Raw genomic sequence first — 20,403 nt, 5'->3', positions numbered from 1 at the left:
ACTTTGAACCATTAAACCCCATCCCTGAGCTTGAAAGAATTTCTACCATGCCAGGAAAATGGCAAAAGTTAATTGAACTTTCACAACAACTTATACTAAAAAATCAAGTTGTATAGACAAATCTATGATTTATCTATTGATACAATAAATCTTTTCACCTATCAGCGGTTTTGTTAAAAAGAAACAGTCTGAAAAGGTGTATTCTTGTTGCTCTTTTTTAATTTTCGAGAGTAAATTTAAAGGTTCTGGTGAAAGAAAAAGTAACACTTCATTCTTTTAGAGCACATTTTCATTTTTCAAAGTGTAATTTAAATCTTAAAATTTTTAATCTGTTTTTTCATAGATTAGTTAACACTATCATATAATATATATTAGTTCTTATTTAACTACTTTAGTTCCAACTGTAACCGTTACATTTCCATCTTTATCAATATCTATAATATAAGCTTCTACACCATCTTGTTGTGGTTTTTTAACTTCTTTAAAATCCTCTGCAGTTAATCCTTCAGCAGCAGGTTCAATTTTAACTGGCTTATCTTCCTGAGGGGTTACTGTAATTTTTAAAGCTTTTTCACCATCTAGTTTTATATCACCACTTGCTAGTTTAGTAAGTGTTATCCTTCTTATAGTTTCTGCACTTTGTGTATCTGCCTTAACCTTTGAATCCGCTCTTACCTTTGTAAAGTTTGGTATTGCTATAGCTGCTATGATGGCTATTATTGCTAAGACTATGATAAGTTCGATTAGTGTAAAACCTTTTTTCTTTTTTCTTTCTTTTGTTAATAATTCTTTCATTTTGTATTCCTCCTATGATTTGAATATTTATATTTATGGCTGTAAATTCAGCCTAATATACCTTCTATGTTGAAACTATTTTATTACTTCTTAATTTGTACCTTTAAAGCTTAAAGTTTTGCCACTTTGCCCTTGTCCTTTAATTCTTAAACGGTGTTGTACATTCCAAACACTGGAGTTATTATAGATATTATTATAAATCCTAGTATTAGTCCCATCACTGCTATCATTATTGGTTCTATTAACGCTGTGGCAGTTTGTATTTCATTTTCTAGCTCCTCGTCATAAAAATCTGCGGTTTTGTTTAATATATCATCTAAGGATCCAGACTCTTCTCCTATTTTAATCATAGAAGACAGCATTACAGGAAATATTTTACTTTCAGCTATAGGCTCTGCCAGGCCCTCTCCTTTAATTACCTTATCTTTTACTATTTCTAGTTCTCTTTCAGCTACCCTATTGCCTATTACTCCATTTACCACGCCAAGGGCTTGTACCAAAGGAATTCCACTAGCTAATACCGTAGATAACGTTCTTGTAAATCTTGATACTATTATCTTTTGATTTAATCTTTTAATCACTGGAAAAGCTAACTTAAATTTGCTGGAAAATTCCTTTCCAGATTCACTTTTAAAATAGTAATTTATGAAAAATCCTATTAAAATTAATATTATTAATATTAAAATACCGTGGGATTTTATTCCGTTACTTGCACTAAGTAGTATCCTTGTGGAGAGTGGAAGTTCAATTCCACCATCTTTAAACATATCTACAAACATTGGCATTATAAAGGCTAGTATAAATACAATAACTGATATAGCAACTACCGCTAAAACTAATGGATATATCATGGCACTCTTTATCTTATTGTTTATTCTATTTTCTTTTTCATAATGCTTGGACATTCTTAACATAACTGAATCTAAGTTACCACTAACTTCTCCTGTCTCTACCATGCTAACTAATAACTCCGGAAATACTTCTTGTTGATTCGACATAGCTTCTGAAAGGGTAGATCCTTTCCTAACTTCATCTTCTACAAGAGCTATAGCTTCTTTTAACTTTTTATTTGGAAGCTGAAGTGCAAGTATATGAAGAGAACTATTTATAGAGCTTCCTGCATCTAACATAGTATAAAATTGCCTACAAAATATAGATATATCCTTGGTGCTTACCTTTTTAAATCTTCCAATATCAAGATTTGTTTTTTCTCTAAGCTCTTCTACTTTTAAAGGATAATAGCTATTAGATTTAATCATGTCCATAACAGCTTCCTTAGAATCACCACTGTAGGTTCCTTCTATCCTTTGCCCCTCTGTATTCATAGCTTTATACTTATAGTTTGGCACTTATATATCACCCCCTTATGGTAAACACAAACCTTCCTACACTAATATAGATGTTTCTGTCTTTTTTTAACATACTATGTAACAATATTGTTATATTAACTATTCTTTTAAATATGCAATTTTCACTAATTCTTCTACTGTTGTTACACCTTTTAACACCATTTCCTTACAAGAAACCCCTAAAGTTTTCATGCCATTTTTTATAGATAAATCTCTAATTTCATCTGGGCTTTTAGAGTTCAATATAGCTTCTTTATGTTTTCTTGAAATTTCCATTATTTCGTAGACCCCAGTTCGCCCCATATAGCCTGTATTATTACAAAAGGCACAACCTTCACCTTTATATATCACTACATCTTCCTCAATATCTAATCCCAAAATTATTTTTTCTTGTTCTGATGCTAAATAGTCCTTTTTACATTTAGGACAGATCTTTTTAACTAGTCTTTGAGCTATAACACCACTTATAGAAGTAGATACTAGGTAAGGCTCTATGCCCATATCTACAAGTCTTACCACTGAGGAGGGTGCATCATTTGTATGGAGAGTGCTTAACACTAAATGTCCTGTTATTGCTGCTCTTACAGCTATTTGTGCTGTTTCACTATCTCTTATTTCACCTACCATAACTATATCTGGATCCTGTCTTAATATGGATCTTAGACCATTTGCAAAGGTAAGTCCTGATTTTGTGTTTACATTTACTTGATTTATACCATCCATAGTGTATTCCACAGGATCTTCTATAGTAATTATGTTCTTACCCTCATCATTAAGTTCTTTTAATGTAGTATATAAAGTAGTAGATTTCCCGCTACCTGTAGGTCCTGTAACAAGGATTATTCCATATGTACTTTTAATTATATTGTTGAGTTTTCCAAGTTCTTCTTCAGTCATACCAAGGCTGTCTTTACCTATTTCATAGTTTTCCCGACTAAGAACCCTTATTACCACTTTCTCCCCATTAATCATAGGAAGTATAGATACTCTAAGATCTATATCCTTATTTCCTACCTTAGTTATTATCCTTCCATCTTGCGGTACTCTCTTTTCTGCAATATTTAAATTAGCCATTATCTTTATTCTTGTTACAATAGAGGGCAAACTGTCTATTGGAAGTGTGGACACATATTGAAGTTGCCCATCCACTCTATATCGTATCCTTACAATCTTTTCATAAGGTTCTATATGAATATCGCTAGCTCTTTGCTCTATAGCATTTTTTATGAGATAATCTATCATTTTAACCACTGGAGCATTTTTTATATCATCGAAACTTTCTTCTATAGAGCTTTGATTTTTAGCATCTCCTTGTTTTTCCTTTGATAATTCCTCTGCCGCCTTAAATACTTGTTCATCGGAATAACACCTTTCAATAGTTCGCCTAATTTCCTCCTTAGTGGATAAATAGATTTCTACCTGAAATCCTGAAGCTATGGCTATATCATCTACTGCAAAAATGTTTAAAGGGTCCCACATTGCTACCTTTATCTTGTTTTCATTAAAGCCAAAGGGTACTAAATCATTTTTGGTACACATGCTTTGAGGCACCAATTTAATAGCCTTTTTATCTATGGTTAAAAGCTCTAAATTCACTCTTTCTATTCCTGTTTGCTTTTCTAAAACTTCTAATATATCTTCTACAGTTACAATCCCTTCCTCAATAAGAACTTCCCCTATTTTCTTACCTGAAATTCTTTGTTTTTTCAGAGATTCTTGTAATTGAAAATTAGTTATCTTTCCAGCTCCAACCAGTAGATCCCCGAGCCTTCTTTTTAATACTCCATCCATTGCCATTAATTCATACTCCTTATATCTAAACAATTCTTTTTTATGTAAATAAACCAACATAATAATTCAAAATATGACTTCCATAAAATACTGTAAATAAAGCACTTAAGGCTATAAATGGCCCAAAAGCTATATAATCTTTCCTGCTTCTTTTTTTAGAAACAATTAATATAACCCCAATTATTGCCCCTATAATAAATGAAAGAAAAATCATTATTATAGAATACTTCCATCCTATAAATACTCCGCAAAGAGCTGAAATTTCAATATCTCCCTTTCCCATTCCTCCTGTAATATAAACTATTAAGGCTATTATGCCTCCTGCTATAGCTCCACCTAAAAGATAGTTCCAAAATGGTGTAAAATAAATCATATTTTCAATAATGGCTATAATAACACCAATAATAATGGCTGGAATTGTAGTTACAGCATATACATCTTGAAATTTTATATCAATAATGGAGATCACTATTAAAAAGCACCATAATATAATATATTTTATAAGATATAATGATAATCCATAATTAATATAGGTAATCAAAAATGCAGCAGCTGTCAAAAATTCTATGCTAGGGTATTTAAGTGATATTTTTTCTTTGCAATACTTACATTTACCTCTTAGTATTAAATAACTAAATATTGGAATAAGGTCATGCCATTTTAGTCTTGTATTACAATTAGTACAGTGAGATGGAGGATAAGATATGGATTCACCAAGTGGTATTCTATATATGCACACATTTAAAAAGCTTCCAATAATTGCACCAAGCATAAAAATAGCAATGTATAAAAAAATTTTTATCACTTCTTTCTCATTATAAAATTATCTCTATTTACTATTTTTTTGTACAAAAAAAGGCCTCTAATATAAAGGCCGGTTGCACTATAAACTCCATATATACAAAGTGCCCACATAAGTATATACTTCAACGTTTCCTCCACTAATTTAATAGTTGTTACTTAATTACAATATTAACTGTTATTAATGGATAAATCAAGTAATATTTATAATATATTTTAGGATATATAAAAGCCCTAAGAAATGCACTCTTAGGGCTTTTACTGAAACTTTTATACATTAACTTTATATAAAATTTATAAGAATTATTCTTTAAAATAATCCTGTTATAAAAATTATAACTAACGCTACTGGAATAATAACTTTAACCAACGGTCCCCACCATTTATACACCATTAATTGCTTAGCTCCTACATTTGTTTCTTCTCTATATTTATTAAATTTCCATACAAATAAGGTGTAGAAAGATAGTATTAGAGCTCCCAAAGGCATTAGTATATTTCCTGAAAGATAATCAGCAAAATCAAAAAGATTTCTTCCACCAATCTGAATATGTGCCCATGGTCCCTGTGCTAATATTGTTGGAAACCCTACTATAAATACAGCTATTAAACATAACCATACTGACTTTTTTCTTTCAACTTTAAATAATTCAGATACAACAACTACTATTGGTTCTAAATATCCAATAACTGAAGAAATAGCTGCAAATAACACTAATAAGAAAAACATGGCCCCAAAAACGTTACCTGCGGGTATTTTAGAAAATAGATTTGACATGGTTACAAATAATGTGCTAGAACCACCGTCAGTGCTTAGTCCTAATGCAAATACTGCTGGAAATATTATTATACCAGATAATAAACCCATAGCTGTAACTGCTGATACTATTATTGATGCATCTGTTGGTATATCACTATCTTTTTTAAGATAACTTCCATATATAAATGCTCCACCACTTGCAATACCAACTGAAAAGAAACATTGCCCAAGAGCTGCAAGAAGTATGCTACCATCAATTTTTGAAAAGTCTACCTTTAAGTACCATTTTAGACCTTCCATAGCACCAGGAAGAGTCACTGATCTTATTGCCAAAATAATCATCATAACAAATAAAGCTGGCATCATTATTTTACATGCCTTTTCAATGCCCTTTTCAAGACCTCTTGATGATATAATGCCAGTAATTATTATACAAACTATTGTAAATAAACTTACACTAAGAGTATTAGATGTAAAATCACTAAAGACTTTCGAATACCCTTCAGCCGTTAACCCTGAAAGCTGCCCTGATACCATTTTAAATAGATAAGCTAATGTCCACCCTGCTATTTGTATATAATAACATAAAATCACAAAGGCTGATAACACTCCAAACCATCCAAATAATACCCAAGGGCTTCCCTTCTTTGTTAAAGACCGCATACCTTGTACTGCGTTTAATTGTGTCTTTCTACCTAAACTCATTTCCATGGTAAAAAGCGGTATACCTATTAAAATACATATTACTACATATACAAACACAAAAGCTCCACCACCGTACTTACCTGTCAAATATGGGAATCTCCACAAACTTCCAAGGCCTATAGAAAATCCTGCTGCAGACATAATAAACCCAAATCTACTTCCCCAATTCTCTCTTTTCTCCATACCCTTCACCCTTTCACCTTGATTTAAATACAAAAATAAGGTTCAAAATTTAAATAAATAAATATGTATAATTTACTTCGGAATACTTTTAAAAATATTCCGAAGTAAACTTAGTTCTATTTATTCAAATTGAGTTATTTCAGTTATTTCTGTAGCCAAAGCATTTAAAGCTTTTTTAACCATATCTCTTCTTAGCTCTAATTCGCCTTCAGGTTTTAAACTTGGGTCTCCTACTGGATATGGGATTGCAATTGTAGGCACTATCCTATTTGCACCTACAGATTCTGAAATTGTAGTTATAGTAGCCATATGGATTATAGGGATGCCATATCTTTCAATTTCTTTTACCATTGTTGCACCGCAACGTGTACAAGTTCCTCATGTAGAAGTTAATATAACTCCATCCACACCTGCAGCCTTAAGTTCAGCACCTATTTCCTCACCAAACTTAATGGAATTTCCAACGGAAGTTCCTGTTCCTGTTGTAGTGTAGAAGTAATCGTATACCTTTCCAATATAACCTTCACCTTCATATTGTTTCATAATATCAAGTGGTGCTACTCTATCTGGCTTTTCATTTGCATAAACTGGGTCATATCCACCATGAATAGTAAAGTAGTCTGATCCAAGTTCACTTTTACTGCTTATATCATATTTGCCCCACTTTTGTGCGCTTGCTGATTGAATTCTGTCTGGATTTCCAATAGGTACTATTCCACCACTAGTTACTAGAGCTATAGTTGCTTTGCTTAAATCTTTTATTGCATCAGCTGGCGGTACCTTATCAAATACTGGCATTGGAAGTTCAGTTTCAAACTCTTCACCCTTTAGTCTAGCCAAAAGCATGTCTACTGCTCTTTGTGATCCTCTTTTTTCTGAAAACACTGTTAATCTTCTTCCTTGAGGTATGTACCCCTCATGTTCTGGTAATCCAAGTTCTATTCCCTTTACAATCTTTTTAGCTACAGCAGCCATAACAGGTAATGCCTTTCGCATACTTCCTGCTGAGTCTGTGGTTTTTACAATTATAACCTTGTCTTTACATGTATCAATACCTGGATTTTCTATATACATTCCTGTAATTGCTGGGATATTTAATTTTTCTACAATTGCTTTAGATATTTCACCACAAGCCATTCCATACCTACCTGCATTAAATGCTGGTCCCGCTACAACAATATCAGGTTTAGTTTCTTTAACTACATTAAGAATATAATTTAAAGCTTCCTCTTTATTTTCATTAAAATAATTATCCCCACATATTATGGTTCCAACTATTTCTCCTTCATCCTTTATTAATTTGCTAAATCCTTGAGCTGGACCTATGATCTTTTCATCAAATACAGGTTTCATTCCAGCCTTTTCCTCTCCACCTACCTGTCCGAAGAACTGATTTACATAATATAACACCTTAAATTTATCTGACATAATTAATCCCCCTTTCTAAAATAATTAATACAAATCAACTGTACAGTTATGATAGCCTATTTCTGATGTAGCACCTATCACAGCATTTAATTCACACATTAAGGTTCCATCTTCTAATAAAGAACCGTCCCATCCACCAGCTAAGGTTTCAATAGCTTTTGCGCTTCCTATTATTCTATCTGCAGGTGAAAGAGTTACAACATGGCTAACATTTCCTGCAGACACTACTGCAACAGCTTCAGGTGTTGTATCCGCCAAAGGTTGTGACATTCCATCTCTTCCAGAACATTCATCTGTAATTAAAACAGTTTTAATTCCAAAGCCCTCTAGTCTTTTACAAATCATTAAAAGGTCCGAGTCAGGGTTTCCATATCCTTCTTCTGATATAATTACACCATCTGCACCTAGCATTTTGCATAGCTTAGTAGTGTAATCACAGGTTCTAAACTTTCCTTCAAGTGTTGTAAGTTCTGGAGTTAATACTACTCCAAGAAAGTTTATTTCCTTACCATGCTTTGAATACAAATCCAAAATTGCTGAGTTATTTTGATGTTGATAAGTTGTGATTTTATCGCAAGCTGCAACACAATTACCACTAATTACTGCACCATCAAGCTCTTCATTTGGATGAATTAAGGTTGGAAGTATTAACTTACTATTTACCCCATATATATATCCATCATGAAGTAGTCCTTGTGAAATCAGCATTTCTACATATAAAACCTTAGGTAAGTTAGGATACTTTTCTTTTTCATCATCTATACTACCCATTTCATAGGTCAAAATCTCATCAACTTTAGCTTCTTTTCCAGCCATTCCTACAAATTCAGCTGCCTTAAGTCCAGCCATTCTAACAGTTGCTTCATGTTCGTGTGGATCAAGTCCTTCAATAGGTGAAATATCCACAACTAAATTATAAGTACTTGAAAATGGTGTCCACTTTGCTCCCTCGCCCCACATATCAATTACACCTTCTTGAAATCCTACTATGTCACCAACTGTAACAATAGCTGCTCCATAAAGTACATTAACCTTTCCATCTCCAAGTTGTGCAATTTTTGTTGACACTCCTGGAAATCCATTACCTTCACCTTCAACTTTAACTCTAGGTTCTATAACATCTTTTACAGGTATTATTCTTACCTTTTCTCCAGGTCTTGCAATATCCACCTTAACTTCTTTGATCTTTTTGTCTTCCTTAAGCCATAATATTAATTCTTCTTTGTTTACTGTCAAAACTCCATGATTTACAGCAGTTTTTTCCCCAAACTGCATATCTTTTATATGAATTCTTCCAAGTTCCAATTTCAAAAAAATCACCTCCAAATAAATTAGACACATTTACTAATATATTCCTTTTCAAAAGACTCTAATGTTGATATTAAAAGTTCTCTATCAACTAAAGAATAATCATCATCATTTTTTCTATCCGCTACCCTCCCTTCAGTAAGATTTTTTAAACTAATGATACTGTTTTCAATAATTCCCACATGAATAGGATTAATTTTATTATTCCTTTGTCCAATTATTATTGAACGAAAAGGAGAAAAAGCTATTCTTATACTTGCACCTAGTGGATGACTAATAAGATCGTACCCCTGATGAACCATATCTCTAACTTTAACCATTACCTCTTGAAAATCACCATCAACAAAATATACATTTTCAAATTCATTCTTTACCACTGGGTTGTTGGTAATTATTTGATAATCCAAGTAATCCCTCCTTACAAAATCCTTTTCATATTTCAGCTCATCCATAAATTATTTTTTAAACATACATACACTTTGAATACTCATAGTATACATAATGTATTTCATATGTTCTCTAGTAGTATATTCTACATATAAATCGATAATCCTTTTATTTAAAAAGTTTTTTTAAATTTATATATCTTTTAATAAAAATAAAAAAAGCCTGAAATCAACTTGTTTTTAAATTACAAGTTAATTTCAGGCTTTAATATTAATTTTTTAAAAACCTAAGGGAATTTATACCTAATATATTTTATAACATTTCTTGTTTTATCTTTTCAACAAAAGCATCTATATGCTCTCTTGCATACTTTTCTGCATCTTCATAGTTTTTCTCTTTTATAGCCTTTAAGACCTTTCCTAAGGTATCTGTAAATATATCCATACTATCAATATACTGCTCAGAATAATGCCAAAGTCTTTCAGTATGTAGATGTAAGCCTTTTAATAAATCCGCAAGACACTGATTCCCACTACTTAAAAATATAATATCATGAAATCTTTCATCATCATTTATTGCCTTTTGGTAGTCTTTGTCCAAATCATAAGTTTGAAACCTATCCATTATTTCTTCAAGCTCTTCAATTTGAGCTTTTGAAATCCTGATTGCTGCAAGCCTTGCTGCAAAAGGATCAATCTCTCTTGTTACTTCAAATACAGATTTCATATATTTAAAGTCTATAGGCGTAACTTGAGCCCCAAACCTTGGAATTATATTAATTAATTTATCCGCATTTAGTTGTTGGAATATCTTTCTTATAGGAGTTCTGCTAACCTTAAACTCAGTTGCAATATCCTCTTCATTAAGAACTTGCCCTGGTTCATATTCTATATTAACAATCCTCTTTTTTAAAATTTCATATATTTCATCCGTGTTTATAATTTTATCCACAATATCAAGCCCCTTATGCAAAATAGTAACAATAATAATAACACATGTTATACTTTATTTAAACATTAAGTGAAAACCTTTAAGGTATTATATCCTACATAATCTAATACTTTTTAATTAAACTTTACTATACCTTTTAAACTTTTCAAGGTAATCAGCAATTTTATAAGACACATATATGTTAAACATATCTTCATTATCTAAAACATCTAAGTGAGTTACATCAACAATTTTTTGAATCCTATATCTCGTAGTATTCCTATGGATAAGCAGTTCATCTGAAGTATTTTGTATGCTTTGGTTATTTTTTAAATAAACAAACAAGGTGTTGTAAAAATCTGTCTTATTAATCTTATCATATTCCTTCAATTTAGACAAAGCAGGATGATAATATTCTTCATAATTTAATTCATCTGATTTAAGAGATAGTAAATCATAAAATTGAATATCTCTGTAGTTAATAATGAAATCTTTAGGATTTCTTATCTTACCTATCTTTATTGCTTTTATTGATTGAAAATAATACTTTTGACATTCAATCATATTAGAAAACTCTTTACTAATTCCAAGATAAATTTTATTTTCTGTTAAAAATTCTTTTAACTTTTCTTGTTCTTGTAAAGGTTCATCCACCTTTTCATTATCATTTATTAATATAATATTATCTTTATAGTATACTAAATCTTTTAAAGGAAATAATAAATTAAAGGTATCTGTAAGATAATTTGATTGCCTCCTATAAGAGCTATAGTTAGAAATATCAAACACAAATACAGATATCCTTTTTGGAAACTTTGCATTTGAATTTTTTATTCTTTCATTAAAAACTTCTTTATTACTTAGCTTCCCATCAAGGATATCATAAATAATTCTCTCATAAGCTATATTTTTTGTATTTTTATAAAAACTATCCTTCTTCATTTCTGCTGCAACAATTTTACTTGTGAGTACTAAAAGCTCATTATCCTTTGGTAAAAGTTTTCTCTTACAAGATAAAAGAATAATATTTCCTACGTGTGTATTACCTATTTTAATCACAGATACAAGCTTTATTACGGGGCTTCCCTTGCATACAACTTCAAAGGGTTCATTAGATTTTATACCTATTTGCATATCCTTCATCTTTTTTATTTCCGATATAAAATCATAAGAGCAGTATCCTTTTTTAATATTTTTTCTCCAATATTTATCTGTAATATCATCTAAGGTTGAATTTGCAAGTATTTTATAATTAATATCTACTATTATAATAGGATTACATAAGATCTCTGATGCAACCTTAATTATATAATCAAGTCCATTATCCATAATAGCTGCATTTAATAAAGTTGAGGTTTCACGAACTATTTCAATATCTTCAAGAAAAAGATCCCTTGTATAGTTAAATATCTCGTATATATCTTCGGAATCTTTAAGTTCAATTACATTCAAATCATTCTTAGGTAACTTTTCTAAAGGAAATTTTGAATCATTTATAAGGATAAATGTTGCCCCTATAGCATCATTAATCTTAGATTCAACAAAAGACATGTTTCCAATATAAATTATATCCTTTGAAAAAGTACTTTGATCTTTTGTTATTAACTTTACATCTTTAAATAATGTTAAATTTTTATCACATCTTAATACATTTATATACCTTGCTGAAAAGTGCTTACACACCTTGCTAAAGTTGACTCCCATCAACATCACCTCTCTCTTATTATAGTGCAGTATGCACAATAAGGTCAACAACTTTCAATGTAAAGTATGATGTAATCAAAAGCTTTAATTGATATATTTATATTAATAAATTAATGGAGGTGCATTTTATGAATTACGAAAATCTTTTTTCAAAAGGAAAGATAGGTAAGCTTGAAATCAAAAATAGAATAGTAATGCCTGCAATGGGAACATCACTAGCAACCTCAACTGGAGAAGCCTCAGATGAAATGATAAGGTTTTACGAAGAACGAGCAAAGGGAGGCGCCGGCCTCATAATTACTGAAATAACACGTGTTGATAATGAAACCGGAGTTGGAACTCCAAATCAACTTTGTGCAAATAACCTTAATCAAATCCCAAGACTTGAAAAACTTTCAAGAGCAGTACATCGATATGATTCGAAAATATTCCTTCAACTTCATCACCCTGGTAGACAAAGTCACTCAAATTTAATTGATGGAAGACAAATTGTTGCTCCAAGCGCTGTTACATCTTCAGCTATAGGTGAACTACCAAGAGAGATGACCACTGAAGAAGTTGAAGCTATGGTTAAGAAATTTGTAACCGGTGCAAAGATTGCACAAATGGGTGGAATTGACGGAGTTGAACTACACGGAGCACACGGATACTTACTAGGTCAATTTTTAAGCCCTCTTACAAACTTAAGAACTGATAAATATGGTGGAGACCTTATGGGCAGAATGAGAATCTTAACTGAAATCATAATGGGCATAAAGAGTGTCTGTGGTCCAAGCTTCCCTATATCAGTAAGAATCGATGGTGATGAATTTGTAGATGGCGGATTCAAACTTGATGAGGCTATAAAAGCTTCAAAGTACCTTGAGAGTATAGGTGTTGATGCTATAAATGTAAGTGCTGGTACTTACGAATCAGTTAATACTATAATAGAACCTATCTCATATCCACAAGGTTGGAAAAGACATCTTGCACAAGGTATAAAGGATACTGTTAAAATTCCTGTAATAGCCTGTGATGTTATAAGAAAGCCAGATTTTGCTGAAAGTCTTTTAAAAGAAGGTAATGTAGACTTTGTAGCAGTTGGTAGACAACTTTTAGCTGATCCTGAATGGGGAAAGAAGGCTATGGAAAATAGAGAAGATGAAATAAGGCCATGTATTTCCTGTCTTTACTGTATAGATAAACTTATGCAATGTGAAACAACTAAGTGTGCAGTAAATGCAAGAATGGGAAGAGAACTTGAATATGGCGAAATAAAAGAAAATGGAAAAGGAAGAGTTGTTGCTGTAATGGGTGGAGGTCCTGCAGGAATGGAATCCGCAAGAATCCTTGCGCTTAAAGGCTTCAAACCTGTTCTATTTGAAAAGAAAGATGTACTTGGTGGAAGTGTATACCTTGGAAGCAAGCCTCCACTAAAAGAAAAGCTTAATTGGTTTTTAGATAGTCTTGAATATCAAATTAATCAACTTGGCGTGGACATAAGGCTAAATAGCGAACCTACATTAGAAGATATAAAGTCATTAAGCCCATACGCAGTTTTTGTTGCAACAGGAGCTTCTCCAATAGTTCCAAGGCTTCCTGGCATAGACAAATCTGAAGTATGCACAGTTATAGATGTTTTAGAAGGTAAAATAGATATTAAAGGCAAAAATGTTGTAGTTGTAGGATCAGGTATGACAGGTCTTGAAACTGCAGAACTTCTTGCAGTACAAGGTAATAAAGTTACAGTGGTTGAAATGCAAAATAAAATAGGCCCTGATGCATACCTTCCAAATCTTATTGATGTAACTACAAGATTAAAAAAACACAACGTAGAAATGATACCTTCAATGAAGCTTGTTGAAATTAAAGAAAATGAAGTTTCACTTCAAAATACTAAAGATAATACAATCTCAAATAGAGATGCTGATGTAGTAGTTCTATCTCTTGGAAGTGTTTCAAACAATTCCATGATAAATGGACTAGAAAAAATTGTTCCAATAGTTAGAGTACTTGGAGATGCTGAAAAACCAGGCAGAGTTGCTGAAGCAATGCACACAGCATTTGAAAAGTCATATTTTCTTGAATAATATGAAAAATTAAATTCAAAAAGAAGTCAAAAGTAATATTAAACTTTTGACTTCTTTTTATATTTTAAGAATCACCTATTTTTATCAATACTTAAAATTATAAACCTCTCCATTTAAAAACCTTTTGCACTTATCTTTCGACTTACAGCTTAAACAAGGCCTTGATATCTTATCTGCTTCGTATAATATGTTACTTAAATCTGTGACATGTTCTTTATTTCTATGTGACCTTATAGCTAAATCAACTTGTTCAATTTCTACATTAGTAAATCCACATCTTTGAAGAATTTCTCTTGCTAGCTCTGCGCTTGCTATAGCGTGATCTTTCCCTATCTTATACTCTACCCATCTACCAATATCATGGAGCAGACCTGTTGCGTATATTAATTCCTTATCTATATTAAGACCCCTTTCTAGATTAATTATGGTAGCTACTCTACAAACATCTAAAAAATGAGTAATATCATGATGACAAAAAATCCTATCCTCTTCTAATTCTTCGTTATTTTTTAGATACATATTAAACTCTTTATCTTTTAAAATACAAGTAATTCTATCCATCATCATACCCTCTTTATAGTTTCTTTCCCCTTAAGATTTTTAATAATATCCTCAATTGATATATCATTAATTATAAGATCTTTTGATAATTCAAATAAAGGAACCATTACAAAGGCTCTTTCATACATACGAGGATGCGGTACAGTAAGTCTTTCTGATGCTATGTTCACATCATTATATAACAATATATCCACATCTATAATTCTTGGCCCATTTAGGAATGTCTTCACCCGTTTCATATCACTTTCAACGCTTTGAGTAAAATTTAATAACTCTTCTACTCTTAAATTAGTTTCACCTTCAATAACTATATTTAAAAACCATGGTTGGTCTTTAAAACCTACAGGCTCTGTTTCGTAGTAAGAAGATTTATCTTTTATGTTTACCTTTTTACTTAAAATTGATATGGCTGTCTCAATATTCTTTTTTGTATCTCCAATATTACTTCCTAGCCCAAGATATATTTTATTCATAATCTTCTCTACTCCTTTTTATTTTAACAGCAAAGTAGTCAAAATTACCTACTACGGGAGCACTAGGTTTTTTAATCTTTAAAACAACATTTTCTATATTTTCATAAGATAATAATATCTCATTACATATCTTGTGAGCTAACGCTTCTAATAAATCAAATTTTCCCTTAGTCATAATATGTTCTATAATTTTATATACCTCAGCATAGCTAACAGTATCATTTAAATTATCACTTTTACCCGCCTTCTTTAAATCGAGATATAACTTAGCATCTACATAAAATCTTTGACCTAATACCTTTTCTTCTTTTAATACTCCATGGTAACCATGAAACGCCATATTCTCCATAATAATTTCATCCATATTATTCACCTCTAATTATTGCATCTGCCACCTTTACAGCTCTTAAGTTTTCTTGTACATCATGAACTCTAACTATGTCTACACCTTGTACTATTCCTAATATTGTAGTTGCTAAAGTCCCTTCCACCCTCTCCTTTGGTGGTAAGTCTAAAATCTTACCTAACATGGATTTTCTTGATGTTCCAAGTAATACCGGATACCCAAGAGACTTTATTTCATCTAACTTGCTCATCACCATAATATTTTGCTCAGGAGTCTTACCAAAACCAATGCCTGGATCTAATATTATCATATCCTCTGAAATTCCGGCCTCCTTAGCAATGGCTACAGACCTTTTAAAAAACTCCTTAATATCCTCAATGATATTGTTATAATCAGTTCCATTTTGGTTATGCATAATTATTACGGGGATTTTATATTTTGCAGCTACCTTTGCCATATTGGGATCCTTTTGTAATCCCCATATATCATTGATTATATGTACTCCCTCTTTTATTGCTTCCTCTGCCACTTCTGATCTTATGGTATCCAAAGAAATTATTGCATCCGTCTCAGCCGAAAGTCTTTTAATAACTGGAATTACCCTTTTTAGTTCTTCCTCTTCCGTAATATTTTTATGACCTGGTCTAGAGGATTCCCCTCCAACATCTATAATATCTACACCAAGTTCAATCATCTCTTTTGCATGATTAACCGCATTATGTATGTCTATAAAATCTCCACCATCTGAGAATGAATCGGGAGTAACATTTAAAATCCCCATAATATAAGTTCTTTCACCAAGTTTTATATTTTTATCTAAAAACTTAATATCCTTTATTTCCTTTTTAATCTTTTTCATAGTCCCTCCTATACTCCATGATTATTTATTTATCATTGATAATACTTCTGCTCTAGATTTAGGATCTGTTGCAAATGTGCCCCTTACGGCAGAAGTTATAGTCTTGGACCCTGGTTTTTTAACACCTCTCATGGTCATACACATATGTTCAGCTTCTATTACTACAATAACTCCATATGGGTCAAGTTTTTCAACTATTGCATTAGCTATAGAAGCTGTGAGCCTTTCTTGAAGTTGTGGTCTTTTCGAAATAGAATCTACAACCCTTGCAAGTTTACTAAGACCTGTTAATCTACCACCCTTAGGCAAATATCCTACATGAGCCTTTCCATAAAAGGGAACTAAATGATGTTCACAAACAGAATAAAATGGAATATCTTTAATTAAAACTAACTCTTCATATTGCTCTTCCTGAAAATACACCTCTAAATGTTTTTTAGGATCTTCATTTAATCCCGAAAAAATCTCTTCATACATCCTTGCCATTCTTTTTGGTGTGTCTAATAATCCTTCTCTATCTGGATCTTCCCCTATAGCATAAAGTATTTCTCTAACAGCATTTTCTATTCTTTCATTATCCATAATCCCACCCCTTATAAGCTAGTTTAATATTGTAATTTATGTTCTTACTTTACCATAAAGTTCATGCTTTATAAAGGTAACTGTTTAAATACTTACAATATTCACGCTTATTTAATTTGAGTGATTTTCCTTTTAACAATGAATTATAATATATATTAGATATATAATAATAAAATCCTTCATATAATAATAAAAACAAAGACATAATGGATAATTTCTAGTAAAATGTTAAATAAAATATTAAAAGAAAGGAGAAAAATATGTTATTATTCAATCCAGTTGTTATATCAGTTATTGTAATGATAGTTTTATGTCTTTTTAAACTTAATGTATTAATTTCCATATTAATTGCAGCTATGACGGCAGGTTTAGTTTCAGGCATGTCTTTAGGGGGCACAATGAATACCCTAATTGGAGGAATGGGTGGCAATGCTGAAACCGCTCTAAGCTATGTGCTCCTTGGTGCATTAGCAGTTGCAGTAAATAAAAGTGGTCTTGCTTCAATTTTAGCAAAAAAGATATCCAAAATTATTGGTGAAAAAAAATATGTATTTTTATTATTACTCGCTTTTATAGGTTGTTTTTCTCAAAATCTTATTCCAGTTCATATAGCATATATTCCAATATTAATACCACCTTTACTCTTACTTATGAACAAACTTAAAATAGATAGAAGAGCAGTGGCTTGTGCCCTTACATTTGGATTAAAAGCACCTTATATAGTTTTACCTGTAGGATTCGGTCTTATATTTCATGGTATTATAAGTGCTGAAATGAACAAAAGCGGCATATTAATAGCCACCTCAGATGTAGCTAAAGTATTATGGTTTCCAGGTATAGGCATGGTAATTGGTCTTTTTGTAGCTATATTTTTTACTTATAGGAAACCAAGGGAATACCATGATATTGAAGTGAATTCTTTAGAAAAGTTTGATGATGAAAATCTTAAAATGACCTCAAAACATTGGTTTGTATTAATTGCAGCTATATCTGCATTTGTAATTCAAGTTATCACAAAGTCTCTTCCTCTTGGAGCACTTGGAGCATTAATAATAATATTTGTTTCAGGAGCAATTAAATTTAATGAAATTGATGAATTACTTGATGGTGGAATTAAAATAATGGGCCTAATTGCATTTATTATGCTGGTTGCATCAGGTTATGGTGATGTTTTAAGAAAGACTGGAGCTGTAGAATCTTTAGTTTCTTCTCTTTCTATTATGGTTAATGGCAGCAAAATCATAGGTGCAGGATTAATGTTACTTGTAGGACTTATAGTAACCATGGGCATAGGCAGTTCATTTGGTACCATTCCTATAATAGCTGCAATCTATTGTCCACTAGCTATAGAACTTGGTTTTTCTCCACTAGCAACCATAGTTTTAATAGGTGTTGCAGCAGCCCTTGGGGATGCAGGTTCACCAGCATCTGACAGTACACTTGGACCAACATCAGGCCTAAATGTAGATGGACAACATGATCACATTTGGGACACCTGTGTACCCACATTCCTACATTATAATATACCTCTTATAATATTCGGTTCTTTTATCCCTTTTGGCAATTAATAATAAACTTTTTCTCTAGTTTTAATGGACTATAAGAAAGTTTAGCCTTTCTAAGTCCTTCTATTCCTAAATCCTGTTCTCTATTTATTATTTCTACATCATTAAAATACTTATCTATAAAAGTTCTATTAATAAAGCTATAAATTCCTTTGTAGTTTACATCACCTTTTTCTACATGAATCACAGCTAACTTTTCATTAAGCTTTTCTCCTAATGTAAATCCTACTACTTCATCATCTACATAAACTGCCATGCCCTTTAAGTTAAGAAACTCTATATTTCTAACAATATCTTTTATAGATTCAGTTTCATAATAAAGCATCTTATCTTCATTGTTATTTTCTAGATACCATTTTTTTGTAGCATTTATTACCCCTTCAATAACTTCTTCTCCTGAAATATCTTTTACCTTATAATCATAGCCTTTAACAAAGGAATTATAATGATTTTTCTTTCCATGGAGCTTCTTTCCTGAGAGATTTATAAGCTTTTCTGATTCATATAAATAATCAAAGTTATCGATATCTTCTATAATGGCAATATCTTCATTTTCTTTACATATGCATTTTATCTTGTATGCAAAATCTTCTTCTAAGTCTTTGAATATATATTTTATATTGTTTTCCTTTTTACATGATGCTAAATATTTAAGTATATCTTTTAAATCTTCTTCCTTATATCCTAGAGGCTGCATAAAGTGATAATCTCCATTAAAGTCTTTTTTCTTTATAATTAAAGCATCTTTATAAATTCCATACTGGACATCGCAACCTTCTCTCCATATATATAAAGTAGTAAATGAATACTCGCAACTTAAAAATTTGTATGGATATATATATTTTTCAAACAACTCTTTATCTTCTAATGTAAGCTTCTTAAAATTCATTAAATCACCTTCCGTATATTGTTTTGATTAAATCAAAATTTATCATTAAATTTTTCGAATAAATTTCTTAATTTATATATTAACAGCTATATAATAATTAAATGTAAATCAACTATAATTTATTTGCCTAGGTAGACATGATTACTACTTAAATTTCATGATTTTAAAGTAGTAATATCTTTAATAATTATAACACTTTATCCTCCCTTTATCTATTTTAACCTTAAACTACTTTCTATAATATCTCTTTTGTAATTTGTATATTTTTCTAGTACATCTTTGTTCTTTTCAAAAAAAATATTTAAGATTTTTATATTATTCACTGTGTCAGGAGTAATAGTATGCTCAATTAATTCTGCCTGAAGGAGAATGTCCTCTTTGCATCCTATAAGAGATAAAAAGTTTTCTATTACGTTATGTCTATTTAGTAGAAACTCACCTAGCTTTTTACCCTCATCTGTTAAGGTTACTATTCCGTACCTTTCATAATTAACAAGCTTTAACTCTCCTAGTTTTTTTACCATTTTTGAAGCTGAAGAGTCCTTAACATTTAAAAGCTTTGCAAGTATATTTATTCTAATATAATCCTCATTCATTGAGTTTCTATAAATCATTTCAAGATAATCTTCTAATGCAGGGGTCATCATATCTTTTCCCTCTCTTCTCAATTCATATCCACGTACAGTATAAAATTCATCAGTCACTAAATCGCCACCCTTTTTAATATCATTTTTCTCATATTGAAAAAAGTAATTAATCAATATGTTCTTCTATTAAAATTATATTTTTTAATACCTTATATTTTATATATACTAGTAACACCTAGAAAGTATTTATCATATCTTAGCTTAGGGAAAGTTTCTTTCTCTACACTAAATCGTCGAACTTATTAGTATTAAATAAAATAATATAGGAGGT

General features: G+C 31.1%; 19 protein-coding genes and 1 riboswitch. Of the genes, 2 read left to right on the top strand and 17 right to left on the bottom strand.

All coding sequences use genetic code 11. The features are described 5' to 3' along the window. Positions 1-378: 378 nt before the first annotated feature. The 10 genes from BD821_RS13765 to BD821_RS05530 all read right to left on the bottom strand — a co-directional run bounded on the left by BD821_RS13765 (position 379) and on the right by BD821_RS05530 (position 12,141). Positions 379-795, bottom strand: a complete 417-nt coding sequence (locus tag BD821_RS13765; protein ID WP_104409672.1) for a prepilin-type N-terminal cleavage/methylation domain-containing protein — start codon at positions 793-795, stop codon at positions 379-381. Between the two features lie 146 nt (positions 796-941). Further along, a complete protein-coding gene (locus tag BD821_RS05570) occupies positions 942-2,144 on the bottom strand; it encodes a type II secretion system F family protein (protein ID WP_104409671.1) in 1,203 nt (400 codons plus the stop codon). Positions 2,145-2,243: 99 nt separating this feature from the next. Next, positions 2,244-3,935, bottom strand: coding sequence for a GspE/PulE family protein (locus tag BD821_RS05565; protein WP_104409681.1), 1,692 nt, complete (start codon positions 3,933-3,935; stop codon positions 2,244-2,246). A gap of 40 nt (positions 3,936-3,975) precedes the next feature. Continuing rightward, complete coding sequence (locus BD821_RS05560) at positions 3,976-4,707, bottom strand: prepilin peptidase (RefSeq protein ID WP_104409680.1); 732 nt, start codon at positions 4,705-4,707, stop codon at positions 3,976-3,978. 91 nt (positions 4,708-4,798) lie between these two features. Then, positions 4,799-4,881, bottom strand: a riboswitch (cyclic di-GMP riboswitch). 165 nt (positions 4,882-5,046) lie between these two features. Then, complete coding sequence (locus BD821_RS05555; protein WP_104409670.1) at positions 5,047-6,384, bottom strand: sodium-dependent transporter; 1,338 nt, start codon at positions 6,382-6,384, stop codon at positions 5,047-5,049. 120 nt (positions 6,385-6,504) lie between these two features. Beyond that, entirely contained in the window at positions 6,505-7,812 is a 1,308-nt protein-coding gene (gene grdB, locus BD821_RS05550; protein ID WP_104409669.1) for a glycine reductase complex selenoprotein B, read from the bottom strand. Positions 7,813-7,836: 24 nt separating this feature from the next. Then, positions 7,837-9,123 (bottom strand): glycine/sarcosine/betaine reductase component B subunit, encoded by a 1,287-nt coding sequence (locus BD821_RS05545; RefSeq protein WP_104409668.1) that lies wholly within the window; start codon positions 9,121-9,123, stop codon positions 7,837-7,839. A 20-nt stretch (positions 9,124-9,143) separates the two neighbouring features. Then, positions 9,144-9,527, bottom strand: a complete 384-nt coding sequence (locus BD821_RS05540; RefSeq protein WP_104409667.1) for a GrdX family protein — start codon at positions 9,525-9,527, stop codon at positions 9,144-9,146. A gap of 292 nt (positions 9,528-9,819) precedes the next feature. After that, positions 9,820-10,458: a GntR family transcriptional regulator gene (locus tag BD821_RS05535; protein ID WP_226104368.1), complete on the bottom strand. Its 639-nt coding sequence runs from the start codon at positions 10,456-10,458 to the stop codon at positions 9,820-9,822. A 117-nt stretch (positions 10,459-10,575) separates the two neighbouring features. After that, complete coding sequence (locus BD821_RS05530) at positions 10,576-12,141, bottom strand: PucR family transcriptional regulator (RefSeq protein WP_169994007.1); 1,566 nt, start codon at positions 12,139-12,141, stop codon at positions 10,576-10,578. Between the two features lie 128 nt (positions 12,142-12,269). On the opposite strand from BD821_RS05530, the gene BD821_RS05525 reads away from it, so the two are divergent. Then, positions 12,270-14,210, top strand: a complete 1,941-nt coding sequence (locus BD821_RS05525) for an oxidoreductase (protein WP_104409665.1) — start codon at positions 12,270-12,272, stop codon at positions 14,208-14,210. Between the two features lie 84 nt (positions 14,211-14,294). Here BD821_RS05525 and BD821_RS05520 read toward each other — a convergent pair whose 3' ends face one another. The 5 genes from BD821_RS05520 to folE are packed head-to-tail and all read right to left on the bottom strand — an operon-like array spanning position 14,295 to position 17,031. Next, positions 14,295-14,777 (bottom strand): HD domain-containing protein, encoded by a 483-nt coding sequence (locus BD821_RS05520; RefSeq protein WP_242971463.1) that lies wholly within the window; start codon positions 14,775-14,777, stop codon positions 14,295-14,297. After that, positions 14,774-15,244 (bottom strand): 2-amino-4-hydroxy-6-hydroxymethyldihydropteridine diphosphokinase, encoded by a 471-nt coding sequence (gene folK / locus BD821_RS05515; protein WP_104409663.1) that lies wholly within the window; start codon positions 15,242-15,244, stop codon positions 14,774-14,776. The genes BD821_RS05520 and folK overlap by 4 nt, the downstream gene beginning before the upstream one ends. After that, positions 15,237-15,608, bottom strand: coding sequence for a dihydroneopterin aldolase (folB, locus tag BD821_RS05510; RefSeq protein ID WP_104409662.1), 372 nt, complete (start codon positions 15,606-15,608; stop codon positions 15,237-15,239). The genes folK and folB overlap by 8 nt, the downstream gene beginning before the upstream one ends. Before the next feature lies 1 nt (position 15,609). Beyond that, positions 15,610-16,449, bottom strand: coding sequence for a dihydropteroate synthase (gene folP / locus BD821_RS05505; protein WP_104409661.1), 840 nt, complete (start codon positions 16,447-16,449; stop codon positions 15,610-15,612). 21 nt (positions 16,450-16,470) lie between these two features. Beyond that, complete coding sequence (folE, locus tag BD821_RS05500; protein ID WP_104409660.1) at positions 16,471-17,031, bottom strand: GTP cyclohydrolase I FolE; 561 nt, start codon at positions 17,029-17,031, stop codon at positions 16,471-16,473. A gap of 260 nt (positions 17,032-17,291) precedes the next feature. Here folE and BD821_RS05495 point away from each other — a divergent pair, with 260 nt between their 5' ends. Beyond that, positions 17,292-18,599 (top strand): Na+/H+ antiporter family protein, encoded by a 1,308-nt coding sequence (locus tag BD821_RS05495; RefSeq protein ID WP_104409659.1) that lies wholly within the window; start codon positions 17,292-17,294, stop codon positions 18,597-18,599. Here BD821_RS05495 and BD821_RS05490 read toward each other — a convergent pair. Both BD821_RS05490 and BD821_RS05485 read right to left on the bottom strand, forming a co-directional pair. Then, on the bottom strand, positions 18,580-19,485 hold the full coding sequence (locus BD821_RS05490; RefSeq protein ID WP_104409658.1) for a DUF2156 domain-containing protein: 906 nt from the start codon (positions 19,483-19,485) through the stop codon (positions 18,580-18,582). The genes BD821_RS05495 and BD821_RS05490 overlap by 20 nt on opposite strands. Positions 19,486-19,697: 212 nt before the next feature. After that, positions 19,698-20,189 (bottom strand): metal-dependent transcriptional regulator, encoded by a 492-nt coding sequence (locus BD821_RS05485; protein WP_104409657.1) that lies wholly within the window; start codon positions 20,187-20,189, stop codon positions 19,698-19,700. Positions 20,190-20,403 lie beyond the last annotated feature (214 nt).

This window comes from Clostridium algidicarnis DSM 15099, from assembly GCF_002934235.1.
Lineage (GTDB): Bacteria > Bacillota > Clostridia > Clostridiales > Clostridiaceae > Clostridium_L > Clostridium_L algidicarnis.
Note: the sequence above shows the minus strand (reverse complement) of the source record. Positions and strands in the feature narration are given on the sequence as shown.

Coding starts and splice junctions, on each gene's coding strand:
- BD821_RS05520 (WP_242971463.1), bottom strand. CDS start 14,777: ATGATGATGGATAGAATTACTTGTATTTTAAAAGATAAAGAGTTTAAT.
- folP (WP_104409661.1), bottom strand. CDS start 16,449: ATGAAAAAGATTAAAAAGGAAATAAAGGATATTAAGTTTTTAGATAAA.
- BD821_RS05530 (WP_169994007.1), bottom strand. CDS start 12,141: ATGGGAGTCAACTTTAGCAAGGTGTGTAAGCACTTTTCAGCAAGGTAT.
- BD821_RS05525 (WP_104409665.1), top strand. CDS start 12,270: ATGAATTACGAAAATCTTTTTTCAAAAGGAAAGATAGGTAAGCTTGAA.
- BD821_RS05495 (WP_104409659.1), top strand. CDS start 17,292: ATGTTATTATTCAATCCAGTTGTTATATCAGTTATTGTAATGATAGTT.
- folB (WP_104409662.1), bottom strand. CDS start 15,608: ATGGATGAAATTATTATGGAGAATATGGCGTTTCATGGTTACCATGGA.
- BD821_RS05560 (WP_104409680.1), bottom strand. CDS start 4,707: ATGCTTGGTGCAATTATTGGAAGCTTTTTAAATGTGTGCATATATAGA.
- folK (WP_104409663.1), bottom strand. CDS start 15,244: ATGAATAAAATATATCTTGGGCTAGGAAGTAATATTGGAGATACAAAA.
- BD821_RS05490 (WP_104409658.1), bottom strand. CDS start 19,485: ATGAATTTTAAGAAGCTTACATTAGAAGATAAAGAGTTGTTTGAAAAA.
- BD821_RS05555 (WP_104409670.1), bottom strand. CDS start 6,384: ATGGAGAAAAGAGAGAATTGGGGAAGTAGATTTGGGTTTATTATGTCT.
- BD821_RS05565 (WP_104409681.1), bottom strand. CDS start 3,935: ATGGATGGAGTATTAAAAAGAAGGCTCGGGGATCTACTGGTTGGAGCT.
- BD821_RS13765 (WP_104409672.1), bottom strand. CDS start 795: ATGAAAGAATTATTAACAAAAGAAAGAAAAAAGAAAAAAGGTTTTACA.
- folE (WP_104409660.1), bottom strand. CDS start 17,031: ATGGATAATGAAAGAATAGAAAATGCTGTTAGAGAAATACTTTATGCT.